Origin of the sequence: Streptosporangium jomthongense (genome assembly GCF_042650425.1) — a bacterium.
Taxonomy (GTDB): domain Bacteria; phylum Actinomycetota; class Actinomycetes; order Streptosporangiales; family Streptosporangiaceae; genus Streptosporangium.
Map to the genome: position 1 here is coordinate 233,782 of NZ_JBHSBC010000004.1, position 19,368 is coordinate 253,149.

20 protein-coding genes are annotated in these 19,368 nt (G+C 71.2%); 13 read left to right on the top strand and 7 right to left on the bottom strand.

All coding sequences use genetic code 11. The features are described 5' to 3' along the window. Position 1: 1 nt before the first annotated feature. Positions 2-1,147: a sensor histidine kinase gene (locus tag ACFOYY_RS07265; protein WP_386188784.1), complete on the bottom strand. Its 1,146-nt coding sequence runs from the start codon at positions 1,145-1,147 to the stop codon at positions 2-4. Between the two features lie 139 nt (positions 1,148-1,286). Between ACFOYY_RS07265 and ACFOYY_RS07270 the strand changes: the two genes are divergently transcribed. Both ACFOYY_RS07270 and ACFOYY_RS07275 read left to right on the top strand, forming a co-directional pair. After that, positions 1,287-2,000 carry an ABC transporter ATP-binding protein gene (locus ACFOYY_RS07270; protein ID WP_386188786.1) on the top strand — a complete coding sequence of 238 codons (714 nt, stop codon included), beginning with the start codon at positions 1,287-1,289 and terminating at the stop codon, positions 1,998-2,000. After that, the gene (locus tag ACFOYY_RS07275) at positions 1,997-2,728 is read left to right on the top strand and encodes an ABC transporter permease (RefSeq protein ID WP_386188788.1); all 732 of its coding nucleotides are present in this window, start codon (positions 1,997-1,999) and stop codon (positions 2,726-2,728) included. The genes ACFOYY_RS07270 and ACFOYY_RS07275 overlap by 4 nt, the downstream gene beginning before the upstream one ends. Positions 2,729-2,818: 90 nt before the next feature. Here the strand turns inward: ACFOYY_RS07275 and ACFOYY_RS07280 are convergent, their stop codons facing one another. The 3 genes from ACFOYY_RS07280 to soxR form a co-directional block, all read right to left on the bottom strand. Then, entirely contained in the window at positions 2,819-3,334 is a 516-nt protein-coding gene (locus tag ACFOYY_RS07280; protein ID WP_352011235.1) for a hypothetical protein, read from the bottom strand. 231 nt (positions 3,335-3,565) lie between these two features. After that, positions 3,566-4,339 (bottom strand): lytic polysaccharide monooxygenase, encoded by a 774-nt coding sequence (locus ACFOYY_RS07285; protein WP_386188790.1) that lies wholly within the window; start codon positions 4,337-4,339, stop codon positions 3,566-3,568. Between the two features lie 117 nt (positions 4,340-4,456). Beyond that, positions 4,457-4,927: a redox-sensitive transcriptional activator SoxR gene (soxR, locus tag ACFOYY_RS07290; RefSeq protein WP_386188792.1), complete on the bottom strand. Its 471-nt coding sequence runs from the start codon at positions 4,925-4,927 to the stop codon at positions 4,457-4,459. Positions 4,928-4,971: 44 nt separating this feature from the next. Between soxR and ACFOYY_RS07295 the strand changes: the two genes are divergently transcribed. The 5 genes from ACFOYY_RS07295 (at position 4,972) to ACFOYY_RS07315 (ending at position 11,133) form a co-directional block, all read left to right on the top strand. Beyond that, a complete protein-coding gene (locus ACFOYY_RS07295; protein WP_352011238.1) occupies positions 4,972-6,417 on the top strand; it encodes an MFS transporter in 1,446 nt (481 codons plus the stop codon). A gap of 166 nt (positions 6,418-6,583) precedes the next feature. Beyond that, the gene (locus ACFOYY_RS07300; RefSeq protein WP_386188795.1) at positions 6,584-8,323 is read left to right on the top strand and encodes a hypothetical protein; all 1,740 of its coding nucleotides are present in this window, start codon (positions 6,584-6,586) and stop codon (positions 8,321-8,323) included. A gap of 377 nt (positions 8,324-8,700) precedes the next feature. Next, a complete protein-coding gene (locus ACFOYY_RS07305) occupies positions 8,701-9,315 on the top strand; it encodes a hypothetical protein (protein ID WP_386188797.1) in 615 nt (204 codons plus the stop codon). A 19-nt stretch (positions 9,316-9,334) separates the two neighbouring features. Continuing rightward, positions 9,335-10,468 carry a sensor histidine kinase gene (locus ACFOYY_RS07310; RefSeq protein ID WP_386188799.1) on the top strand — a complete coding sequence of 378 codons (1,134 nt, stop codon included), beginning with the start codon at positions 9,335-9,337 and terminating at the stop codon, positions 10,466-10,468. Further along, on the top strand, positions 10,465-11,133 hold the full coding sequence (locus ACFOYY_RS07315) for a response regulator (RefSeq protein WP_386188801.1): 669 nt from the start codon (positions 10,465-10,467) through the stop codon (positions 11,131-11,133). The genes ACFOYY_RS07310 and ACFOYY_RS07315 overlap by 4 nt, the downstream gene beginning before the upstream one ends. Before the next feature lie 64 nt (positions 11,134-11,197). Here ACFOYY_RS07315 and ACFOYY_RS07320 read toward each other — a convergent pair whose 3' ends face one another. Continuing rightward, positions 11,198-11,734, bottom strand: a complete 537-nt coding sequence (locus ACFOYY_RS07320; protein ID WP_386188803.1) for an SMI1/KNR4 family protein — start codon at positions 11,732-11,734, stop codon at positions 11,198-11,200. Positions 11,735-11,741: 7 nt separating this feature from the next. Continuing rightward, complete coding sequence (locus ACFOYY_RS07325; RefSeq protein ID WP_362911386.1) at positions 11,742-12,926, bottom strand: TetR/AcrR family transcriptional regulator; 1,185 nt, start codon at positions 12,924-12,926, stop codon at positions 11,742-11,744. Between the two features lie 254 nt (positions 12,927-13,180). Here ACFOYY_RS07325 and ACFOYY_RS07330 point away from each other — a divergent pair, with 254 nt between their 5' ends. Next, on the top strand, positions 13,181-14,026 hold the full coding sequence (locus ACFOYY_RS07330) for a class I SAM-dependent methyltransferase (RefSeq protein ID WP_386188806.1): 846 nt from the start codon (positions 13,181-13,183) through the stop codon (positions 14,024-14,026). Positions 14,027-14,091: 65 nt separating this feature from the next. Here the strand turns inward: ACFOYY_RS07330 and ACFOYY_RS07335 are convergent, their stop codons facing one another. Beyond that, positions 14,092-14,472, bottom strand: coding sequence for a peptidase inhibitor family I36 protein (locus tag ACFOYY_RS07335; protein ID WP_386188808.1), 381 nt, complete (start codon positions 14,470-14,472; stop codon positions 14,092-14,094). Positions 14,473-14,820: 348 nt separating this feature from the next. Between ACFOYY_RS07335 and sigK the strand changes: the two genes are divergently transcribed. The 5 genes from sigK to ACFOYY_RS07360 all read left to right on the top strand — a co-directional run bounded on the left by sigK (position 14,821) and on the right by ACFOYY_RS07360 (position 19,349). After that, positions 14,821-15,417: an ECF RNA polymerase sigma factor SigK gene (gene sigK / locus ACFOYY_RS07340; protein ID WP_352011247.1), complete on the top strand. Its 597-nt coding sequence runs from the start codon at positions 14,821-14,823 to the stop codon at positions 15,415-15,417. After that, positions 15,414-16,190 (top strand): anti-sigma factor, encoded by a 777-nt coding sequence (locus ACFOYY_RS07345; protein ID WP_386188810.1) that lies wholly within the window; start codon positions 15,414-15,416, stop codon positions 16,188-16,190. The genes sigK and ACFOYY_RS07345 overlap by 4 nt, the downstream gene beginning before the upstream one ends. A 129-nt stretch (positions 16,191-16,319) precedes the next feature. After that, positions 16,320-17,873 carry a molybdopterin-dependent oxidoreductase gene (locus ACFOYY_RS07350; protein WP_386188812.1) on the top strand — a complete coding sequence of 518 codons (1,554 nt, stop codon included), beginning with the start codon at positions 16,320-16,322 and terminating at the stop codon, positions 17,871-17,873. A 45-nt stretch (positions 17,874-17,918) separates the two neighbouring features. After that, complete coding sequence (locus ACFOYY_RS07355; protein WP_386188814.1) at positions 17,919-18,524, top strand: fasciclin domain-containing protein; 606 nt, start codon at positions 17,919-17,921, stop codon at positions 18,522-18,524. 162 nt (positions 18,525-18,686) lie between these two features. Next, positions 18,687-19,349, top strand: coding sequence for a fasciclin domain-containing protein (locus ACFOYY_RS07360; protein WP_386188816.1), 663 nt, complete (start codon positions 18,687-18,689; stop codon positions 19,347-19,349). Positions 19,350-19,368 lie beyond the last annotated feature (19 nt).

Genomic DNA, 19,368 nt, shown 5'->3' on the forward strand with positions numbered 1-19,368 from the left:
GTCAAGCCTCCCACGGAAGATGGACATCAAGAACAAAGCGCCCCTTCCGTACGGTGTGGTCGAGCGTGCCCCCGGCCATCCTGGTCCGTTCCGCCAGGCCGACCAGCCCGTGCCCCCCGTGCTCCCCGCCGGGGCTCGGGGGTGTCCCCCACGACACCGGGTTGCTCACCCGGATGCGCAGCCCCTTGCCCGGCCTGCCGTCCAGTTCGGCCGCCACCTCACTGCCCGGCGCGTGCTTGCGCGCGTTGGTCAGGGCCTCCTGGACGATGCGGTAGGCGTGGCGGCCGGTCTGCGTCGGCAGTGACTCCCGGTCCTCGACGGTGTCGGCGACCTCGACCCGTTGCCCGGCCGCGCGCACCTCCTCGAACAGCGCCCCCATGTGCTCAAGGCCCGGCTGCGGCGCCTCAAGCGCGCCGTCCCTCCTGAGCGTGCCGAGTACGGCCCGCAGCTCGTTGAGCGACCGGTGGGCGTTCTCCTGGATTGCCAGCGCGATCTCCCGGGTCTCCTCGGGACCCAGGTCCTTGCGGTAGGCCAGGCCCCCGGCGAGCATCGACAGCAGCGACATCCGGTGGGCCAGGACGTCGTGCATCTCCTGGGCGATCTTCGCCCGCTCGGCCAGCTTGGTCTGCTCGATCTGCTGCAGTCGTTCGCGTTCGGCGGCCAGCCCGGCCTCCCGCCGGGAGGCTTCCAGGTCGCGAAGTCCCCGGAGGTACAGTCCGAAAAGGGTCAGGCCGGCCAGGATCACGGTCCCGGTGATCTGGCTGATGACGGCCGCCTGGGTGAGGCCGTACCGGGTGGTGTTGACCAGCAGGAACAGCCACGACGCGACCGCGATCGGCAGCGTCCAGCGCCACCTGCGGTGCGTGACCAGGGAGACGTAGGCGACCTGGGCCGGGCCGGTCGCGGTGACGGAGAAGCTGGTCAGCAGGGCCGTGGCCAGCGCGGTCTGCCACGGCAGGCGGCGGCGCCAGCGCATCAGGACCAGCCCTGCCACCCCGAGCGGGATGTCGACCAGCATGGGGACGACCCGGTCCGGCGAACGCGACGCCGCCGTGACCAGGATGACGCCGTAGAACAGCATGGGCAGCGCCGCGCACAGATAGCGCAGGGCCTCGCCCCGCCGGTCCAGTGGTGTGTTCTCCCGCACGCCACCAGCCTAGGAAACGCCGCCCTGTGCCCCCAGCGACCTGGGTCCACACCCTGACCTCCGAAGGCGATACCTGGGTCGGTATCCCTCTCGCCCCAGGGCCGATGACCGGCGGCGCCGGATCCGGTGGACTTGACGCATGATCGAGTTCAGTCACGTAAGCAAGGTCTACCGAGGGGTCCGGGCACTCGACGACGTGTCCTTCACGGTCGAGCCCGGCGGCGTCACCGGGTTCCTCGGGCCGAACGGCGCGGGCAAGTCCACGGCCCTGCGCGTCCTGGTCGGTCTCTCCCGCCCCACCTCCGGCTCCGCCACCGTGTACGGCCTGCCGTACGGCGGGCTGGGCAACCCCGGGACCCGGGTCGGGGTGCTGCTCGACGCGGGCGCCCTGCATCCGGGCCGCAGCGGGCGGGAGGTGCTGAGGCTCGGCGCGACGACGCTCGGCCTGCCGGAGTCGCGGGTCGGGGAGATCCTCGACCTGGTCGGCCTCACCGGCCAGGAGGCGCGGCGCCCGGTCGGCGGCTACTCGCTGGGGATGCGGCAGCGGCTCGGCATCGGCCACGCGCTCCTCGGCCGCCCCGGGACGCTCATCCTGGACGAACCCGCCAACGGCCTCGACCCGCAGGGCATCCGGTGGCTGCGCGAACTGCTGCGCCACCTGGCCGGCTCCGGCTGCGCGGTGTTGCTCAGCTCGCACCTGATCCACGAGGTGGAGCAGATCGCCGACCACGTCGTGATGATCGGCCGGGGCCGGGTCCTCGCCCAGGGGTCGGTCGACGGGCTCGGCGGCGGCCGTTCGCTCGAAGAAGTCTTCCTGAACCTCACCTCCGACACGGACCGGAGCGCGGCGTGACCTCGATCCCCTTCCACAGGCTGCTGCTCGTCGAGACCCGCAAGATCTTCGACACCCGGAGCGGGAAGGTCCTGACGGCGGTCCTGGTCGCGCTGACGGTCGCCTCCGTCGTGGGGCGCGGCCTCGTCGCCGGTCCCCGGCTGTTCACCCTGACCGGCACGGCCGGGATCGGGTTCGGCATCCTGCTGCCTGTGCTCGCCGTACTGTCGGTGACCGGCGAATGGAGCCACAGGACCGCCCTGACCACGTTCACGCTCGAACCCCGCAGGGCGCGGGTGCTGGCCGCCAAGTTCCTGCCGCCGCTGGCCGTCGCCGTGGTGGCCACGGTGTTCGCGCTGCTCGTGGCGGTGCCGGCCACGGCCGTCGTCGCCGCCGTCCGGCACGTCCCGGCCGACTGGGCCGTCCCTCCCCTGGCCCTGCCCGGCATGGCCGCGACGTTCGTCCTGCTGACCGCGATGGGCTCCGCCTTCGGCCTGCTGTCCCTGAACGCCCCCGTCGCGATCGTGGTCTGCCTGACCAACACGATGCTGTGGAGCGTCGTCAGCAGACTCGGCGAGACCGGCCGCGTCCTGGCGGAGTGGTTCGACCTGGGCAACACGAACGGCCCCCTGGCGACCGGCACCATGACGGGCGGCGACGCCGTACGGCTGGCCACGTCGGTCCTGCTGTGGATCGCCCTCCCGGCGGCCCTGGGCGCGCTCCGCGTGTCCCGCGCCGAGATCCGCTGACGGGGTCGGTTGAAGTCGAGGCCGAGTTGGCGGGGGTCAGGGACCGGGTGGCCCGTGCCATGCTGACCGGCGAGCTCTGAACCGGGTGGGTCAGAGGTCGGGGTCGTTCTGCTGGGCCTCGGCGAGGGCGACGAGGAGGCCGTCGGCGGCGCCGCGGAACATGCGGTGCAGGTCGCGGACGTTGTCGACGATGACGACGCTGTCGAGCAGGTCGGCGCGGAGCCTGGCGGCCCTGACGTCACCGGCGCCGTCCGGGTCGAAGGCGGTCGCGGCGAGGAACAGGCCGCCGACCCCGGAGGCCACGGCGGCGTCGCGGGCGGCCGTGCCGTCGATGGCGGAGATGTCGTCGGGGACCCCGGGCAGGATGGGGCGGCCGTCGCGGAGCATGAGGGTGAGCGGGCGGATCGGGAAGTCCTCTCCGGCGATGCCCTCGGGAACGAAGGGCTCACCGGTGAGACAGCGGGTGCGGTTGTCGGGGTAACCCCAGGGCTTGCCTCTGGCCTGGTCGGCGAGGCCCGCGCGGGTGAACAGGCCGCCCTCGGCGTCCAGCACGAGGTCGCCGGGCTGCCAGCGCTCGCCCTCGTAGGGATGGTGCTCGTCGCTCACACCCGGCACGTTACCCCCCACCACCGACAAACAGCCCGAACGAGGGTTCCGGCGACCGTACGGCCCGCCTGACGGCTCCGGACGTACGGCCCGGCCGGCGGTTCCGGGTCGTGGTCCCGGATGGTGGTCCCCGATGGTGGTCCCGGATGGTGGTCTCCGTGGGAAAAGGGGAGAGCCCGCGTCCCCGGTGAAGGGGGCGCGGGCTCTCAGTGACGTACTGGCGTCACCGGATCACTGGCGCTGCCAGAGGGCCGGGACGTTCGGCGGCTCCCAGCCGGGGAGGGCGGTGTGCTGCTGGAGGCAGCGGTAGGTGGTGCCGTTGTAGGTCGCCAGGGCGCCCGACGTGTAGACGGTGCCGGCGGCCCACGGGGAGGCCGGGCCCTGGGTGGGCGTGACGGTCGGGGTCACGGTCGGCGTGGCCGTGGGGGTCACGGTGGGGGTCGCGGTCGGCGTGACGGTCGGGGTCACGGTGGGGGTCGGCGACGGGTCGGGACCGCCACCGACGTTGACGTCGACGCAGTTGTAGAAGGCCATCGCGGTGTCGGCGATGTTCCAGATGGCGTAGATCTTCTGACGGCCGCTGTAGTTGCCGAGGTTCACCACGTGCGAGACCGTGGAGCCGGGAATCTTGCCACGGTCGTTGAACTCCGCGACGCGGGTGTTGCCGACGTAGTACTGCCACGTGCTGGTGGAGTGGCGGGCCTCGATCCGCCAGTTGAACGTGACGCTGCTGCCGACGTTGGTGACCGGCCACGCCTTGCTGTCGTCGTCCAGCGGGGACCAGCGGGCGTCACCTCCGCTGCAGTTGTGCTGGCCCTTCGGGCCCTCGACGCTCGCGGGCTCCCAGATGATCTGGCCGCAGTTGGAGACCTTGCCCTGAGCGCACAGGGCCTGCCTGCTGGGAGGAGAGGTGATGTAACCGTGCGCCGACGCGGGCGTGGCGGTGAGCAACACCGTGGCGAACGCGATGACCGTCGCTGATGCGACTGAGATCGTTCTGCGCATGTTGATTCCTTCGCTGGGGGGAAATCCAAATATAAAGGAAACTTTACTAACAGTAAATATCCCTCGAACTGGGATTCCACCCAAACGGTCAACGCGCCCCAAGGCCTCAGGAAAGGGTCACTCGTCCTCTCCGGGGAGAGCCGGAGGCAGTCGCGTGGCGCCCGTCCCCTCCTCCGCCAGGCTGTCCTGCGGATTGAGGACGCGGCAGCGCCGCAGGGACAGACAGCCACAGCCGATGCATCCGGTGAGCTCCCGTTCGAGCCGTTCGATCTCCCGGCGGCGGGCCTCAAGGAGGGCGGCCCAGCGGCGCGAGATGCGCTCCCAGTCCCGCTTGGAGGGCATCCGGTCGCCGGGCAGGCCCTCGAAGACCTGGGCGACCTCCGCCAGCGGGATGCCCATGCGTTTGGCGACCAGGATCAACGAGATGCGCCGCAGGACGTGCCTGCGGTAGCGGCGCTGGTTGCCCGCCGTACGTTCGGAGACGATGAGGCCCTGCTGCTCGTAGAAGTGCAGCGCGGAGACGGCGACACCCGCGCGGCGGGCCACCTCTCCCACGCTGAGAAGGTCCGTCGGCGTGAGCTTGTCCATACCCTCTTTACCTCAAGTGGACTTGAGGTCATAGCTTACCGGCCATGGCAGCGTCATCCACGGAAGATATCGGGAAAACACCTCCGCGCTCCCCGGAAAAAGGTCCTCGCCCAGGCAGTTGGGGAGACCTGTTCCGCCGTGATCACCTGGCCGCGGCGCTCGTTCTCGCCGGAGGCGTCGCTCTCTACGCGATGAACCTCTACCTCACCGCGGCCCTGATGCCCTCGATCGTCCAGGAGGTCGGCGGAGAGCGGTACTACGCCTGGGTCGCGACCGGCTTCCTCATGGCCGCGGTCATCGCCTCGATGCTCGTCAGCCGCCTCCTCGTGTCCCTCGGGGCGAGCGGCGCCTACGTCCTGGGCTTCCTCGTCTTCGCCGCCGGGGCCGCCCTGAACGCGCTGAGCCCCACGATGGAACTCCTGCTCGTCGGCCGGGTCGTGCAGGGCTTCGGCGGCGGCCTGCTGGCCGGGCTCGGATACGCGGTGATCCGGGGCGCGCTGCCCGACCGGCTCTGGGCCCGAGCGGCGGGACTCGTCTCGGCCATGTGGGGTGTGGGCACCCTCGTCGGCCCCACCCTCGGCGGCCTGTTCGCCCAGCTCGGCGCGTGGCGGTGGGCCTTCGGCCTGCTCGCCGCCGTCGCGCTCGTCCTGGCTGCCCTGGCCCGCCGCGCGCTTCCCGGCCACACCCGGTCCGAGGCGGACCGCGAAGCCGTACCCGTGCTCTCACTGGCCGTGCTGACCCTCGCGGCCGCGGCGTTCAGCGTCGCCTCGACCCTGCCCCAGGGCTGGGGAACCCTCGGCGGGGTGGCCGTCGGCGCCGTGCTCGTCGTCGCGTTCGTCGTCGTCGACAGGCGTGGCGCCGCGACCGTGCTCCCCCGGCTGACCTATCTCGGGGGCAACGGCCTGAAGTGGATCTACCTGACCGTCGCGGTGCTGTGCGCGGGGGTCATGACGGAGAACTTCATCCCGCTGTTCGGCCAGCGGCTCGGCGGCCTCAACCCGCTCGTCGCGGGCTTCCTCGGCGCCGCCGTCTCCGCGGGCTGGGTCGTCTCCCAGCTGTTCAGCGTGGGCATCACCGCCGAACGGTCCAAGACCCTGGCCGTCCGTTGCGGATCGTTCCTGCTGCCCGCCGGTCTGCTCGCGTACGGCTTCCTCCAGAGCGCGGACGCCTCCGGGCCGCTCGTCGCGCTCTGGGCGGCCGTCCTGGTCCTGGCCGGGGTCGGGATCGGCGTCGCCTACCCGCACCTGAGCGTCGCCGCGATGCGCAGCACCGACGACGAACGGGAGGGCGCCAAGGCCGCCGCGGCGCTCAGCACCACCCAGCTCATCGCCTACACCGTCGCCTCGGCCCTGGCGGGCATCCTGCTCAGTCTCGGCGGCTCGTCCCTGGTCGCCTCCGCCCGCTCCATGATCCTCGGTCTCGCCGTCGTCACCGTCCTCGGTACGGTCACCACGGCCCTCGCCCTGCGAGGGTCGCACGGACAACGGTGAGGCGTCGCCGTACGGCCGCCGCGTCCCCGCTGAGCTGGAGGGGCGCGGCAGCTTTCTGCTGTGCGGGATGGGTTTCTGCCCTACGGGAAGATGATCTGGCTTTGCGGCGAAGAGATGGTGAGAGCACCCACCGACCGAAAGGCAGGCTCATGTCGGAGACAAGAGCTTGATCACCGAAGCGGATGAGCTGACCGACGCCGAGGGGCACGAGAACCGGGTCGTCACCTCCGTCACCGCCCAGCGCATGCGGCCGCATCTGGCCAGGGCGCTCGCCGCGCTCTCCGGGGGCGAGCGCGACGTCCTGTGGAGCAGGAACCCGCTCTCCCTCAAGGGCGCGGACATCAGCCTCGACGACCTCGCAGGGCTGCCGACCGATCCCGAGGCGTTGAAGACCTGGATCGTCCAGCGTCAGGGAAACCCCGCCGACATGAGCCTGTCCGAGCAGCGAGACGAACCGCTCTTCCCCCTGATCACGCTCATCTCCGAACTGCCGACGCCCCCCGAGGCCCGCGCCGCGGCGTTCAAGGCTCTCGCCACGACACCGGAGGTCAGGAGCACGGGCGCGGTCGAGGGCGGCCAGGCACTGGCCATCCCCGATCCCGACGACCACAGCTGGGAGATCAAGCTGGTCGTCGACCCCGAGACCGCCCAGGTGAAGCGCACCAACTTCCTTCTCGGCGGAGACGGAAGCGTGACCTTGCCCAGGGATTCCATCGCGTTGGCCACCGAGTGGACGGACGAACTTCCCAAGCAAGGATATTCCGCACCCTGGGCGAACACATCCCCCTCAACCCCTAGGAAGGCCATGATCTTCGGCAAACCGTTCCTCGCCGTCGCTCTCGCGGCGACGGCCCTGGGCGTCACCCCGACGCCTCCCTCCCAACCACCTCAACCGGCCGACGGGGTCACCCTGATCACCGGGGACCGCGTCGTCATCGTCGGCCGTGGACACCGGATCATCCCCGGCCCCGGCCGTACGGAGGTCGTCTTCGCGAGCCGGACGCGGGACGGGCACCTGCACGTGACCCCCTTCGACGCCCAGCCCCTGATCGCCAAGGGGGCGCTCGACCCCCGATTGTTCGACGTCGCCCAACTGCTCCAGTGGCGGTACGGCGACGCCGACACCCCCGACATCCCACTGATCACCCGGTCGGAGAACGGCCCGGCCCCCGCCCTCGGGAGCGCGCGGGGTCTGCGGCGGCTCGACGGCCTCGGCATGGCCGCCTTCCACCTGCCCAAGAACGGCACGGCCCAGGCGTGGAAGGACCTGGCGGGCGGCCGTACCCTGGCGCCGGACACCGCCAAGATCTGGCTGGACGGCCGCCGTTCCTTCAGCCTCGACCGGAGCACCACGCAGATCGGCGCCCCCGAGGGCGGGGGCCGGGCCTTCCTCGGACTCCTCGGCCGATTCTTCGGCTGGGACTTCCTCCGGTTCCTCGGCCGGGGCTTCGGGGTGGTCGTCGAGCCGGACCTCGATCCGGTTGGAGATGTCGGCCGACGACGGTGCGCACTGGCGTCGGATCCCGGTAGTCCGTACCGGCTCCGGGTGGACCAGCATGGTGCCGAACCCGCGTACGCCCGGTTTCGTCTCCCTCCGCGCGACCGTGACCGACCCTTCGGGCACCGACCTGACCCAGACGATCACCCGCGCCTACGCCATCGGCTGATCCAACACCCCAAACCCCTCAGGCCCGGTCACCCCGAACCCGGGCCTGAGGCCTTTTCATCCGTACGGCCCCGCGTTGATTCCACAGGCTGTGGACACCCACCCCACGAACCGCGAAGCCACCCTAAAGCCCGGTCGGCCACTACCCTGGCTACCGGCGTTCACCTCTCCCCAAGAGACACCATGCCCGAAATGTCCAACTCAACAGAAGTAATGAATTTCAGCCCCTCACGCCGATAAACCCCCAGGTCACCAAGGGTGCTCCCCGCGCACGCGGGGATGGTCCCAGGTCTTGTTCGTCGGCGACAACCTGGCGCTTGTGCTCCCCGCGCACGCGGGGATGGTCCCCTGTGCCTGAGTGTCGGGTATACGGGGAGGGGGTGCTCCCCGCGCACGCGGGGATGGTCCCCTCCGAAGGGGACGGCACGGCAAGCCGATGAGAGCCCTCAGGTGACGGCACTCCGTCGGCAAGACCGGTGGGGACCCCCTCTCAGGAGCCTGTCCGGTCCGGTGGATCCCTCCTGAGAGGGGGGTGGGAGTTCGCTCGTCGCGGCGATGTCCACAAAGTCGTGAAAAACCAGGATTAAGGAGGTCAGCCTCACCAAGGAGTCAACGAGATGAACCCCCGTATCACCTTCGTCGCCGCCCCCGTCCTCACCTTCGCCTACGGCGTGCTCCGCATCCTCGACGGCCTGGACGGTGTTCGCGGCCCCGGCGTCGCCTGGACGACCGGGCACCTGGCCTTCGTCGGGGCCCTGGTGTTCTTCGCCATGGCGTTCCACGAGATGCGAAGGCTGGCCGGTCGCGGGCCCCTGGCCACCGGGCTGGCTTCCGCCGGATATGTCGGCATCGCCACACTGATCGCCCAGTTCTCCATCGACATCGTCCTGGGGTTCCGGGCAGCCGACCACGCCGAGATGGGCGTGCTGTTCGACCAGGTCCAGGCGGTTCCCGGCGTTCAGCAGGTGGTCTACGACTTCGGTCCGCTGCTGTTCTTCGTCGCCCAGATCGGCCTGGTCGTACAGCTGGCGGCCCAGCGCCGCGTCAAGGCGTGGACGCCCGTCCTGGTGATCGCCGACGTGCTGGTGCCGTTCGTGGACAAGGACCTGATGCCGCTGGGTGGCGCCTGCCTGCTGGTCTCCTTCCTGGCGCTGGCCCGGGTGTCCCGCGAGTCCCGCCTGGCCGACGGCCGGCACCGTGTGGTCGAGCCCGCCGTACCGGCTTCTGTGTGACGAGTAGAGAATGCGCCTTATGCCCCTTTTTGATCGGCTGCGCGCCATCCCGGCACTCCAGCTGGACGTGGCACTCACCGCGCTGGTCCTGGTGGTCCAGCTCTGGCCGCTCCTCTCCTCCGCCCGGGAGTCGTTGAGCTGGTGGGGGTACGCCGTCGTGCTCGCGGCTACCGTGCCCCTGATGTGGCGGCGGCGGGCACCGGTGGTCACGCTCATCGTCATCCTCGGCGCCGTCGCCCTCTACGACCTGTCCGACCGGGTCGCCGCCCAGCCCGTCTGGTACGGCGCGCTGGTGGCGATGTACTCCGCCGCCGCCTACGCCTCCCGGTGGCCGCGTGTCATCGCGCTGGCCATGGCCACCGTCGGCGGGCTCGCGTTCACCGGGTCGTCCGACACGGCGGTGCGCGGCGTCGTGCTGTTCGTCGCCGCCTACGCCGTCGGCCGGGCCGCGGCCGTCTCCCGGAGCCACGCCGCCGCCCTTGAGGAGCGGGCCGCCCAGCTCCAGCGCGAACGCCGGATCGAGGCCGAACGGGCCGTGGAGCGCGAGCGGGCCCGCATCGCCAGGGACATGCACGACATCCTGGCCCACGCGGTCAGCCTCATGGTCGTCCAGGCCGAGGCCGGGCCGGTCGTGGTGCGCAGCGATCCCGACCGGGCCGAGGCCACGTTCGACGCGATCGCCGCCTCGGGGCGCGACGCGATGACCCAGCTCCGCAGGCTGCTCGGCGTGCTCAAGGAGGGTGAGGGGCAGCGCGCGCCGCAGCCCACGATCGCCGACCTGCCCGGCCTGACCGACCAGGTCGCGAACCCCGGGCTGGCCGTGAACTACGTCGTCACCGGCACCCCCGTCCCGCTCCCCGGTGACGTCGACGTCGCGGCCTACCGGGTGACCCAGGAGGCGCTCACCAATATCGTCAAGCACTCCGGCGCCACCCGCGCCGACATCCGACTCGACTGGCGGGACGACGAACTCATGATCCACATCACCGACGACGGCAAGGGAGCCTCGCGCGCGCTCCCCCGTGGCGGTAACGGCCTGATCGGCATCCGTGAGCGCGCCGCCGCCTGCCACGGCACCGCCTCGGCGGGACCGCGCTCCGACGGCCCCGGCTTCGAGGTCGTCGTCCGTCTTCCCCTCGGGGTGGCGGCGTGAGCGGCCTGCGTGTCGTCATCGCCGACGACCAGGAGCTCGTCCGGACCGGGTTCGGCATGATCCTCGACGCCCAGCCCGACATCGAGGTCGTCGCCGAGGTGGGGGACGGGGTCGAGGCCGTCGAGGCGGCCCGTGCGCACAGGCCGGACGTGCTGCTGCTCGACATCCGGATGCCCAGGATGGACGGCATCGAGGCGGCCGGGATCGTCTCGGCCGAGACGCCGTGCCGGGTGCTCATGCTGACCACGTTCGACCTCGACGACTACGTGTTCGAGGCGCTGCGGGCGGGCGCGAGCGGGTTCCTGCTCAAGGACGTACGGCGGGACGACCTGGTGCACGCCGTACGCGTGGTGGCGGCCGGTGAGTCGCTGCTGGCCCCCTCGGTCACCCGCAAGCTGATCGCCGAGTTCACCTCCCGGGTCCAGGCCGTGAGGCCACCGGCCGGAGAACTCGACGTGCTGACCGCCAGGGAACAGGAGACCCTGCGGATGATCGCCCTGGGACAGTCCAACGCCGAGATCGCCGCCACGATGGTCCTCAGCGAGCACACCGTGAAGTCCCACGTCAGCAACATCCTCACCAAGCTCGGCCTGCGTGACCGGGTGCAGGCCGTGATCGCGGCCTACGAGGGCGGCCTGGTCGTGCCGGGTCACGGTCACGCCTGATCCCGCCGTGGTCGCCGGTCGCGCCCGGTGAGCGGCTCGACCGGACGGCGCCGCGCCGTGACCCTCAGACGTCGAACCAGGGCCTCCCCGCGACCCAGTGCTCGACCCATCCGGCGAACCCCGAACTCCCCGTGGTGGTGCCGAACTCCGCGCCGAAGGGGACGGCGCCCTCGCCGCTGATCTGCCAGACGTGCCCCCGGTGTGGGCCGCTGACGACGAGGTGCCAGTACATGCCGCACCCGTCGGTGCCCAGCACGATCGAGCCGTGATAGAAGACCCGTTCGAGCAGAGGGTCGATCTCCTCCGACGGGCGTGGATCGTCCTCCCACGCCCACACCGCCGTCAGCGGGAAGGGCAGGGCCAGGACCCGTCGCGGCCGACGGTCCCCCCAGTCCCTGGGCAGCTCGGCCAACGGCACCAGCCCGAAGTCCGGCGGCCCCGAGCGGGACCCGTCACAGACCTCGGCGACGAACGTCCGGTACGGCTCCGGCAGGACGATCCCGTGTTCCGCCTCGAAGGCACGCACGGCGTCCCAGCCCAGGGGCGGCCCGCACGTCCCGACGTCGAACGCGGCACGGAGCGCGGCGAGGTCGATGTCCATGCGCCACCTAACCACACGACCTCGGCCGGCCGACGGCTTCCCCCGCCTCGGCCGGGAACAGTACGGCGAGCGCCGCATCGAGTGTCACGGCCTCCAGCCGGTCGCCGACGAGTGACGTGCCGGACATGACGAGGCCGAAGATGAGGGCCCTGACTCCGTCGACCACCGCGCGGGCCTCGGGGTCGCGCAGGTCGGAACGAGACTCGGAGACGAGATGCGTCCATTCCTCGTGGTTGAGCCGTCGGCGGCGGAGCAGCGCCTGTCGCCGTCGCGGCGGCAGGCCGTACGACTCCCGCTCGACGACCGCCATGAGGTGGGCGTCGGTGAGCGCCCTGCGCACCCGCCTGCGTACCAGTGCCTCCAGGAGCCGCTCCGCCGGGCCGTCCACGACGTACGTCTCCGCGACCTCGGCCTCGGCGCGGTCGGCCTCGGCCTGCAGTACCGCCAGCAGCAGCTCGTCCTTGCCCTTGACGTGGTGGTAGAGCGCAGGCCCCGTGACGCCCACCGCCTCGCCGATCTCGTCCATGCCGGTCGCGTGGTAGCCCTTCTCGACGAACAGGCGCGCGGCCTCCCGGATGATCAGTTCACGCCGGTCGCCGTCCGCCAGGGGTGCGGGCGTCACCGCGGGTGCCGGGTCCGCCGGAGCCCGGTGCGAGCGGCCGGGCAGGAGCATGGCCAGTGTCATGCGGACGATGAGGCGGTGCAGCAGGTGGTCGTCGAGTCCCACGTGGCCGGTCGCGACGGTGAAGATCAGCCATTTCGCGCCGACCGCCAGCGCCCGCGCCTCGTCCTCGGTCAGCTCGGGTCGTGCTCCGACGATTCGGCGCACCCACTCCTGGAGGTTGGCCCGCCCGCGCCGTAGCAGTGGCTCGCTCGTCTCGGGGGACAGGCTGCGCAGCTCACGGGCGGCGACCGCGGACAGCGGACCGTCGTCGACGGCCTGGCGGACCTGGGCGTGGACCAGCCGCTCCAGAACCTCGCGCGGGCTTCCTCCCTCGCGAACGATCTGGGCGATCTCCGCTTCGGAGCGCTCCGCGCTCTGCTCGATCAGGGCGACCAGCACGGCGTTCTTGTCGGGGAAGTGCCGATACACCGTCGGCCCCTTCACTCCGGCCGCGGCACCGATCTGGATGATGCTCGTCCCGTGGAATCCGCGCTCGTGGAACAGACGGGCGGCCTCGCGAAGGATCAACGCGCGCCGGTTCCCCGGCGGCCTACCGCGTCGTGGACGCGATCGCGTCTGCTCAACCTCCGGCATCCGCCCCGCCCCTCCGTCCATCCACGACGCGTCGACCGTATCGGATTCGGCCACACCCTCTTGATCATATTAACCGTGAATCACATAATCATCCAAGGATCTTGCTCTTTAGCGCTTGCCAGAGCCGTACTGCCGCATTAAAGCTATCGTTAGTAAAGTTTTCAGCGATCAGGGAAACGGCGGTCACCATGCCAGGCATAAGTACGGCCGGGCTCTCCGGCATCGAGGAGACCTCTCTCATCACCTTGCACGCACGGGCACTGGACGCCAGGTCGGACGACCCCATCCTGGGAGACCCGTACGCGGAGAAGGCCGCCCAGGCTCTCGACTACGACTGGCGACGCCTCCAGCCGACCCCCCGGCTGGAGGAGAAGGAGCGGCTCAACGTCAGCATCAGGGCCGTCCACTTCGACCGATGGGTGCGCCGGTTCATCGCCCGCCACCCGGACGCGGTCGTGCTCGACCTCGGATGCGGACTGGACAGCCGCGGCTACCGGATCGATCCCCCGCCCGGCGTGGACTGGTACGACGTGGACCTGCCCGCCATCATGGCCGTACGCGCGAAGCTCTACGACGAGACCGACCGCGTCCACGCGCTGGCCCTGTCGCTCGACGAGGACGGCTGGCTGGAGGCGCTGCCGGCGGATCGGCCGGTGGTCGTGGTCATGGACGGGCTCTACCCGTGGATGACCAGGCCCACCTTCGTCAGGCTGCTGCGCCGGATCACCGCCCACTTCGAGAGAGGCGAGATCCTCCTGCTGGGCTTCTCCAAGCTCTCCAGCCGGATGATGCGCAGGGTCGTACCGGCCATCAGGACGATCGGGGCTCCCGTCAACGAGGGGTTCGACGACCCACACGACGTGGAGCGCTGGAATTCCGACCTGCGGCTCGTCGAGCGACAACGGCTGATCACCTCTCCCGAGGTGGCGAAGATGCCGCGCGGCGAACGTATCCGCTGCGGGATCATGCGGGTGATCCCCGGCATGGCCCGCCTGGACAAGGGCTTGCTCCGCTTCACCTTCGGCGGAGCCTGACCCCGCCCAGACGGAACCCGGGCCGCGTACGGCCCGGGTTCCTTGTCTGACGGGATGTCGCCGGATCAGCAGGAGGGCGCCACCGCGTCGATCTTGCCGCCGAAGTCGTTGTCGTAGACCCTGCGGTAGTCGCCGCTACGCACGACGCGGGTCTCCTTACGGTCGGGGACGTGGATCCAGTTGATGAAGCAGCCGTTGGCCTGGGCCCTGAAGGAGCCGACGTTGTCGTGCAGGGCCGGGGGGACGTCGACGTAGCCGTTGCCGGGGTTCCAGCACCACGAGGCGCCGGTGTAGTTGCGCCCGCTCCACAGGCAGATGTCGCCGGCCGTCGCGGTGGTCGTCGAGGTGGGGACGGCGGCCGAGGCCGGGGTCGCACAGGCCAGGGCGATGAGCCCGAGAGCGCCGACGGTGGCGGCGATCCGAGCGGCGGAGGTCGTTACCTTCATGGTGGTTTCTCCTTTTCTGGGTGGTTAAGGAAGATCCCTCAAGGCACTTCCAGCACAGTATGTAATGGATCGAGTTCGAAGGGTAATGGTTTTTGCATCCGTGTTCTTCGCCGCCCCTCGGAGCGCCCGCACTCTCCGCCGCTCCTGGAGAACGCGACGACGGGGGTGGATCGTGCCGCAGCGCGCCGACCATGATCATCATCGTCCGGCTCGTGACCGGCCGAACCGGTCCTGCCGCCCGCCGGGCACATCGCGGGTGCCGCAACCAGGTGTGTCACCCATCCGGTACGCGGATGGCTCCGAAGCTTTTGTGGCCGGTGCTGTGCCGGTCGGGGCAGGAGGATCCGCATGGGAGCGCGTGACCGGTCGCCGGTGGGCGAGGACCGTCCGGATGGCGGCCCGCCGGGGCTGGAGGAGTTGCTGCAGGAGGTCGGCAGGGGCGGCCGGGCGGCGTTCGAGCGGCTGTATGAGGTGCTGGCGCCACAGGTGTTCGGGCTGGTGCTGCGGGTGCTGCGGGATCGGGCGCACAGCGAGGAGGTGGCCCAAGAGGTGCTGGTGGAGGTGTGGCGCAGCGCCGCCCGCTACGATCCGGGCAAAGGATCGGTGATGGCGTGGGCGCTGACCATCGCACACCGGCGGGCGATCGACCGGGTGCGTGCGGCGCAGGCGGGCGCCGACCGGGAGGAACGGGCCGCACGGCTGGAGCCGCATCGCTGCTTCGATGAGGTGTCGGAGCTGGTGGTGGGCCGGTTGGAAGGTGAGCGGCTGCGCCGCTGCCTGGGCAATCTCACCGAGTTGCAGCGTGAGTCGGTCACCTTCGCCTACTACGGCGGCTACTCCTACCGGGAGGTCGCCGAACTGGTCAAGGCCCCGTTGGGGACGGTCAAGACACGGATGCGCGATGGGCTGATCCGGCTGCGCGACTGCCTGGGAGTGGACCGATGAGGGAACGAGAGGACGGGTTCGACCCGCACGCCCTGGCAGGTGCCTACGCGCTGGACGCCATCGACGATGAGGGCGAGCGGCGCCGCTTCGAGCGGCATCTGGCCGGATGCGCCGAGTGCGCTCAGGAGGTCGCCGGGTTCACCGAGGCAGCCGCGCGCCTCGGCCTGGCGGTGGCGGCCGAGCCGCCGCCCGGCCTGCGGACGCGGGTGCTGGCCGAGATCCACCAGGTGCGTCAGCTGCCGCCGGTGCTGCCACCCGCAGCGCCCTCCAGGCGGCTACGGGGAATCAGGTGGCGGCCGTGGTCGGCGGCGGTGAGTGTGGCGGCGACGTTGGCCGTGGTGGCCGGGCTCGGCGTGAGCACGGTGCAGGCGCGTCAGGAACTGGCGCAGGCCCGGCGCGCGGAACAGCGAATCGCCGCGGTGCTGGGCGCGGATGACGCCCGGGCGGTCACCACTCCGGCCACCACGCCGTCCGCCGGGGGCGGGCGTGGGCGCGGCACGGTGGTGCTGTCACGCTCACAGGGTGCGCTGGTGTTCTGGGCGGCCGGGTTGGGTGATCCGCCCGCAGGCCGGGTCTACCAGCTGTGGCAGCTCGCGCCGGGACGGATCACCTCGGCCGGCCTGCTTGCCTCCAGCGGGTCCGGAGGCACCGTGCCGGTGCTGAGCGCTCTCGGGGCCGATGTGGGTCAGGTGGGGGTGACGGTGGAGCCTGCCGGTGGCTCGCGGCAGCCGACCAGCACGCCGTTGCTGCTGGTCGACGTGTCCGCTGCCTGATCTTCCCTCCGCCGGGAAAGTGGCGCCCATCCGTTTCCGCGGTGGCTCCGAAGCCCTGATGTGACTGATGAGACACCGGCCCACAGCGTAACGGCCCCCGTTACGGGGGCCCAGACGCCGGGAGCCTGGGTGTCGGAGGTCTTCGGCGTGCTGGCCGCGGCTCTGGCGCTGGGGACGGCGGAGCTGACCGCCGCGCTGGCAGGTCGGCCCGAGGCCGGTCCGCTGCTCGCGGTGGGGTCGGCGTTCATCGACCTGAGCCCGGCGTGGCTGAAGGACTTCGCCGTCCGCGCCTTCGGCACCGCCGACAAACCGGTCCTGCTTCTGGGGTTGGTGACCGTGCTCGCGGTCGCGTCGGCGGCCGTCGGAACGGCCGCGCCCCGGCGTCCGCGCCTGGCCATCGCGGCCCTGGCAGGGCTCGCGGCGCTCGCCGGGGCCGCGGCGCTGTCTCGGCCGGGAGCCGGCCCGGTGGACGTGCTGCCCGCCACGGTGGGGGCGGCGGGTGGGACGTTAGCCCTGCTGTACACCCACCGCCGCCCCCGTCCGGGGCCTGAGAGCCGTATCACGCTCGGCGTCCCGCGCCACGACCGTCCCATCCAGCCACCGGCACCCGCGCCGGGAGCCGACCGGCGGGCGCTGCTCACCCGCGGTGCCGCCCTGCTGGGAGTGGCCGTGTTGAGCGGCGGCGCCGGCAGGGTGATCACCTCGGCCCGCCAGACCTCCGCCGACGGCCGCTTCCTGGCGCTGCCGCCTCCCGCCGACCCGGCCCGGCCGCTTCCGCCGGAGGTCGGGCTGAACGTGCCGGGGCTCGGCCCGTTCACCACTCCCGACAACTCCTTCTACCGGGTCGACACCGCGCTGATCGTCCCGCGCGTTCCGCACCAGGAGTGGACGCTGCGCGTGCACGGCCTGGTCGACCGCCCGATCGAGCTCACCTTCGCCGACCTGCTGGCCCGCCCGCTCACCGAGCGCGATATCACCCTGACCTGCGTGTCCAACGAGGTCGGCGGTCCATATGCCGGAAACGCCCGCTGGCTCGGCGTCGACCTGGCGGCACTGCTGCGCGAGGCCGGAGTACAGGCCGGAGCCGATCAGATCCTGTCCCGCTCCGTAGACGGGTGGAGCGCCTCCACCGCGCTGGAGTCGGTGCTGGACGGACGCGACGCGCTGCTGGCCGTCGCGATGAACGGCCGCCCGCTGCCGCCCGCCCATGGATTCCCCGCGCGGATGATCGTGCCCGGCCTGTACGGGTACGTCTCGGCCACCAAATGGGTCACCGACCTCAAACTCACCCGCTTCGCCGACGAGCAGGCGTATTGGACCCGGCGAGGCTGGGCCGAACGAGCGCCGATCAAGACCGCCTCCCGCATCGAGGTGCCCAAACCCTTCGCGGAAGTATCCGCCGGAAGCGTCACCGTCGCAGGGACCGCGTGGGCGCAGCACCGCGGCGTCGCCGCCGTCGAAGTCCGCGTCGACGGCGGTCCTTGGCGGCAAGCCGACCTGGCCGCCTCCGCGGGGCCCGACACCTGGCGGCAGTGGCGTACGACCTGGCAGGCCTCCCCCGGACAGCACCGCCTTGAGGTCCGTGCCACCGACGCCACCGGCCACACCCAGCCCGCCGAACGGGTGCCGCCGATCCCGGACGGCGCCACCGGCTGGCACACGGTCCTGGTGACCGTCACCTGAACCCCCTCAGCAAACCCATCCACCAGACACAGGAGATGCCAGAACATGAACGTCCGTCACGTCCTCGCCGCACTGCCGATCACGGCCGTCGCCGTCTCGATGACCGGCTCGGTCGCGCTCGCCTCCGCCCCGCACGCCACCGCCGCAGGAGGAGGAGCAGTCGCCCCGGCCACGGCCCGGCAGCCCTTCGGCCCGGCCTGCTCGGCCGTGCCCAGCACGGGCAAGGGCAGCTTCGCCGGCATGGCCGCCGACCCGGTCGCCACCGCCGCCTCCAACAACCCCGCCCTGTCCACCCTCGTCGCCGCGGTGAAGAGGGCGGGCCTGGTCGACACCCTCAACGGGGCAGACGGCATCACCGTCTTCGCGCCCACCAACCAGGCGTTCGCCAAGATCGACAAGAGAACCCTCGCCAAGGTGCTGGCCGACAAGAAGACCCTGACCGCCATCCTCACCTACCACGTCGTCCCCGGGCGTAAGACCCCCACCGACCTGCGGCGCGGCAGCTTCACCACCCTGCAGGGCGGCAAGGTCACCACCACCGGCTCCGGCACCACCTACAAGGTCAACAACGCCCGCGTGGTGTGCGGCAACGTCCCCACCCGCAACGCCACCGTCTACATCGTCGACACCGTCCTCATGCCCACCAGGTAGCCGCAACGGCGGGCCCGCCGCACCGGCGGGCCCGATCGCGACGACGGCCTCAGACACCTCCGCACCACACCGATCGTGATCGCGGTCATCTACCGGCCGTCCGCGGCCCCGCTCACCCCCTTTCCACCCGCCCCCGCCTCACCCCGGTAAGGAACCTCACTCATGATCACGAACAAGCGCCTGGCCGCCGCCCTGCCCCTGCTGGCCCTGGCCGCGTCCCTGACCGCCTGTGGCGGCACCAGCGGCCAGACCAACGCGGACACGGGCGCCGCCCCCTCCGGCAGCGGCGCCGCCCCGACCTCCACCGGCAGCGCTCCGATGGCCACCGGCTCCGCCGCCGAGCCCGTCGCCGACACACCGTTCGGCATGGCCTGCTCCGCGGTTCCCGCCTCCGGAGAAGGCAGCTTCACCGGCATGGCCGACGACCCCGTCGCCACCGCCGCCTCCAACAACCCCGCCCTGTCCACCCTCGTCGCCGCGGTGAAGAAGGCCGGCCTCGTCGACACCCTCAACTCCGCCGACGGCATCACCGTCTTCGCCCCGACCAACGACGCCTTCGCCAAGATCGACAAAAAGACGCTGACCAAGGTGCTGGCCGACAAGAAGACCCTGACCGCCATCCTCACCTACCACGTCGTCCCCGGCCGCAAGACCCCCACCGACCTGCGGCACGGCAGCTTCACCACCCTGCAGGGCGGCAAGGTCACCACCACCGGCTCCGGCCGGGACTACATGGTCGGCGACGCCCGGGTGGTGTGCGGCAACGTCCCCACCCGTAACGCCACCGTCTACATCGTCGACACCGTCCTCATGCCCGGGAAATGACCCCGGAGCCGGACTCTCC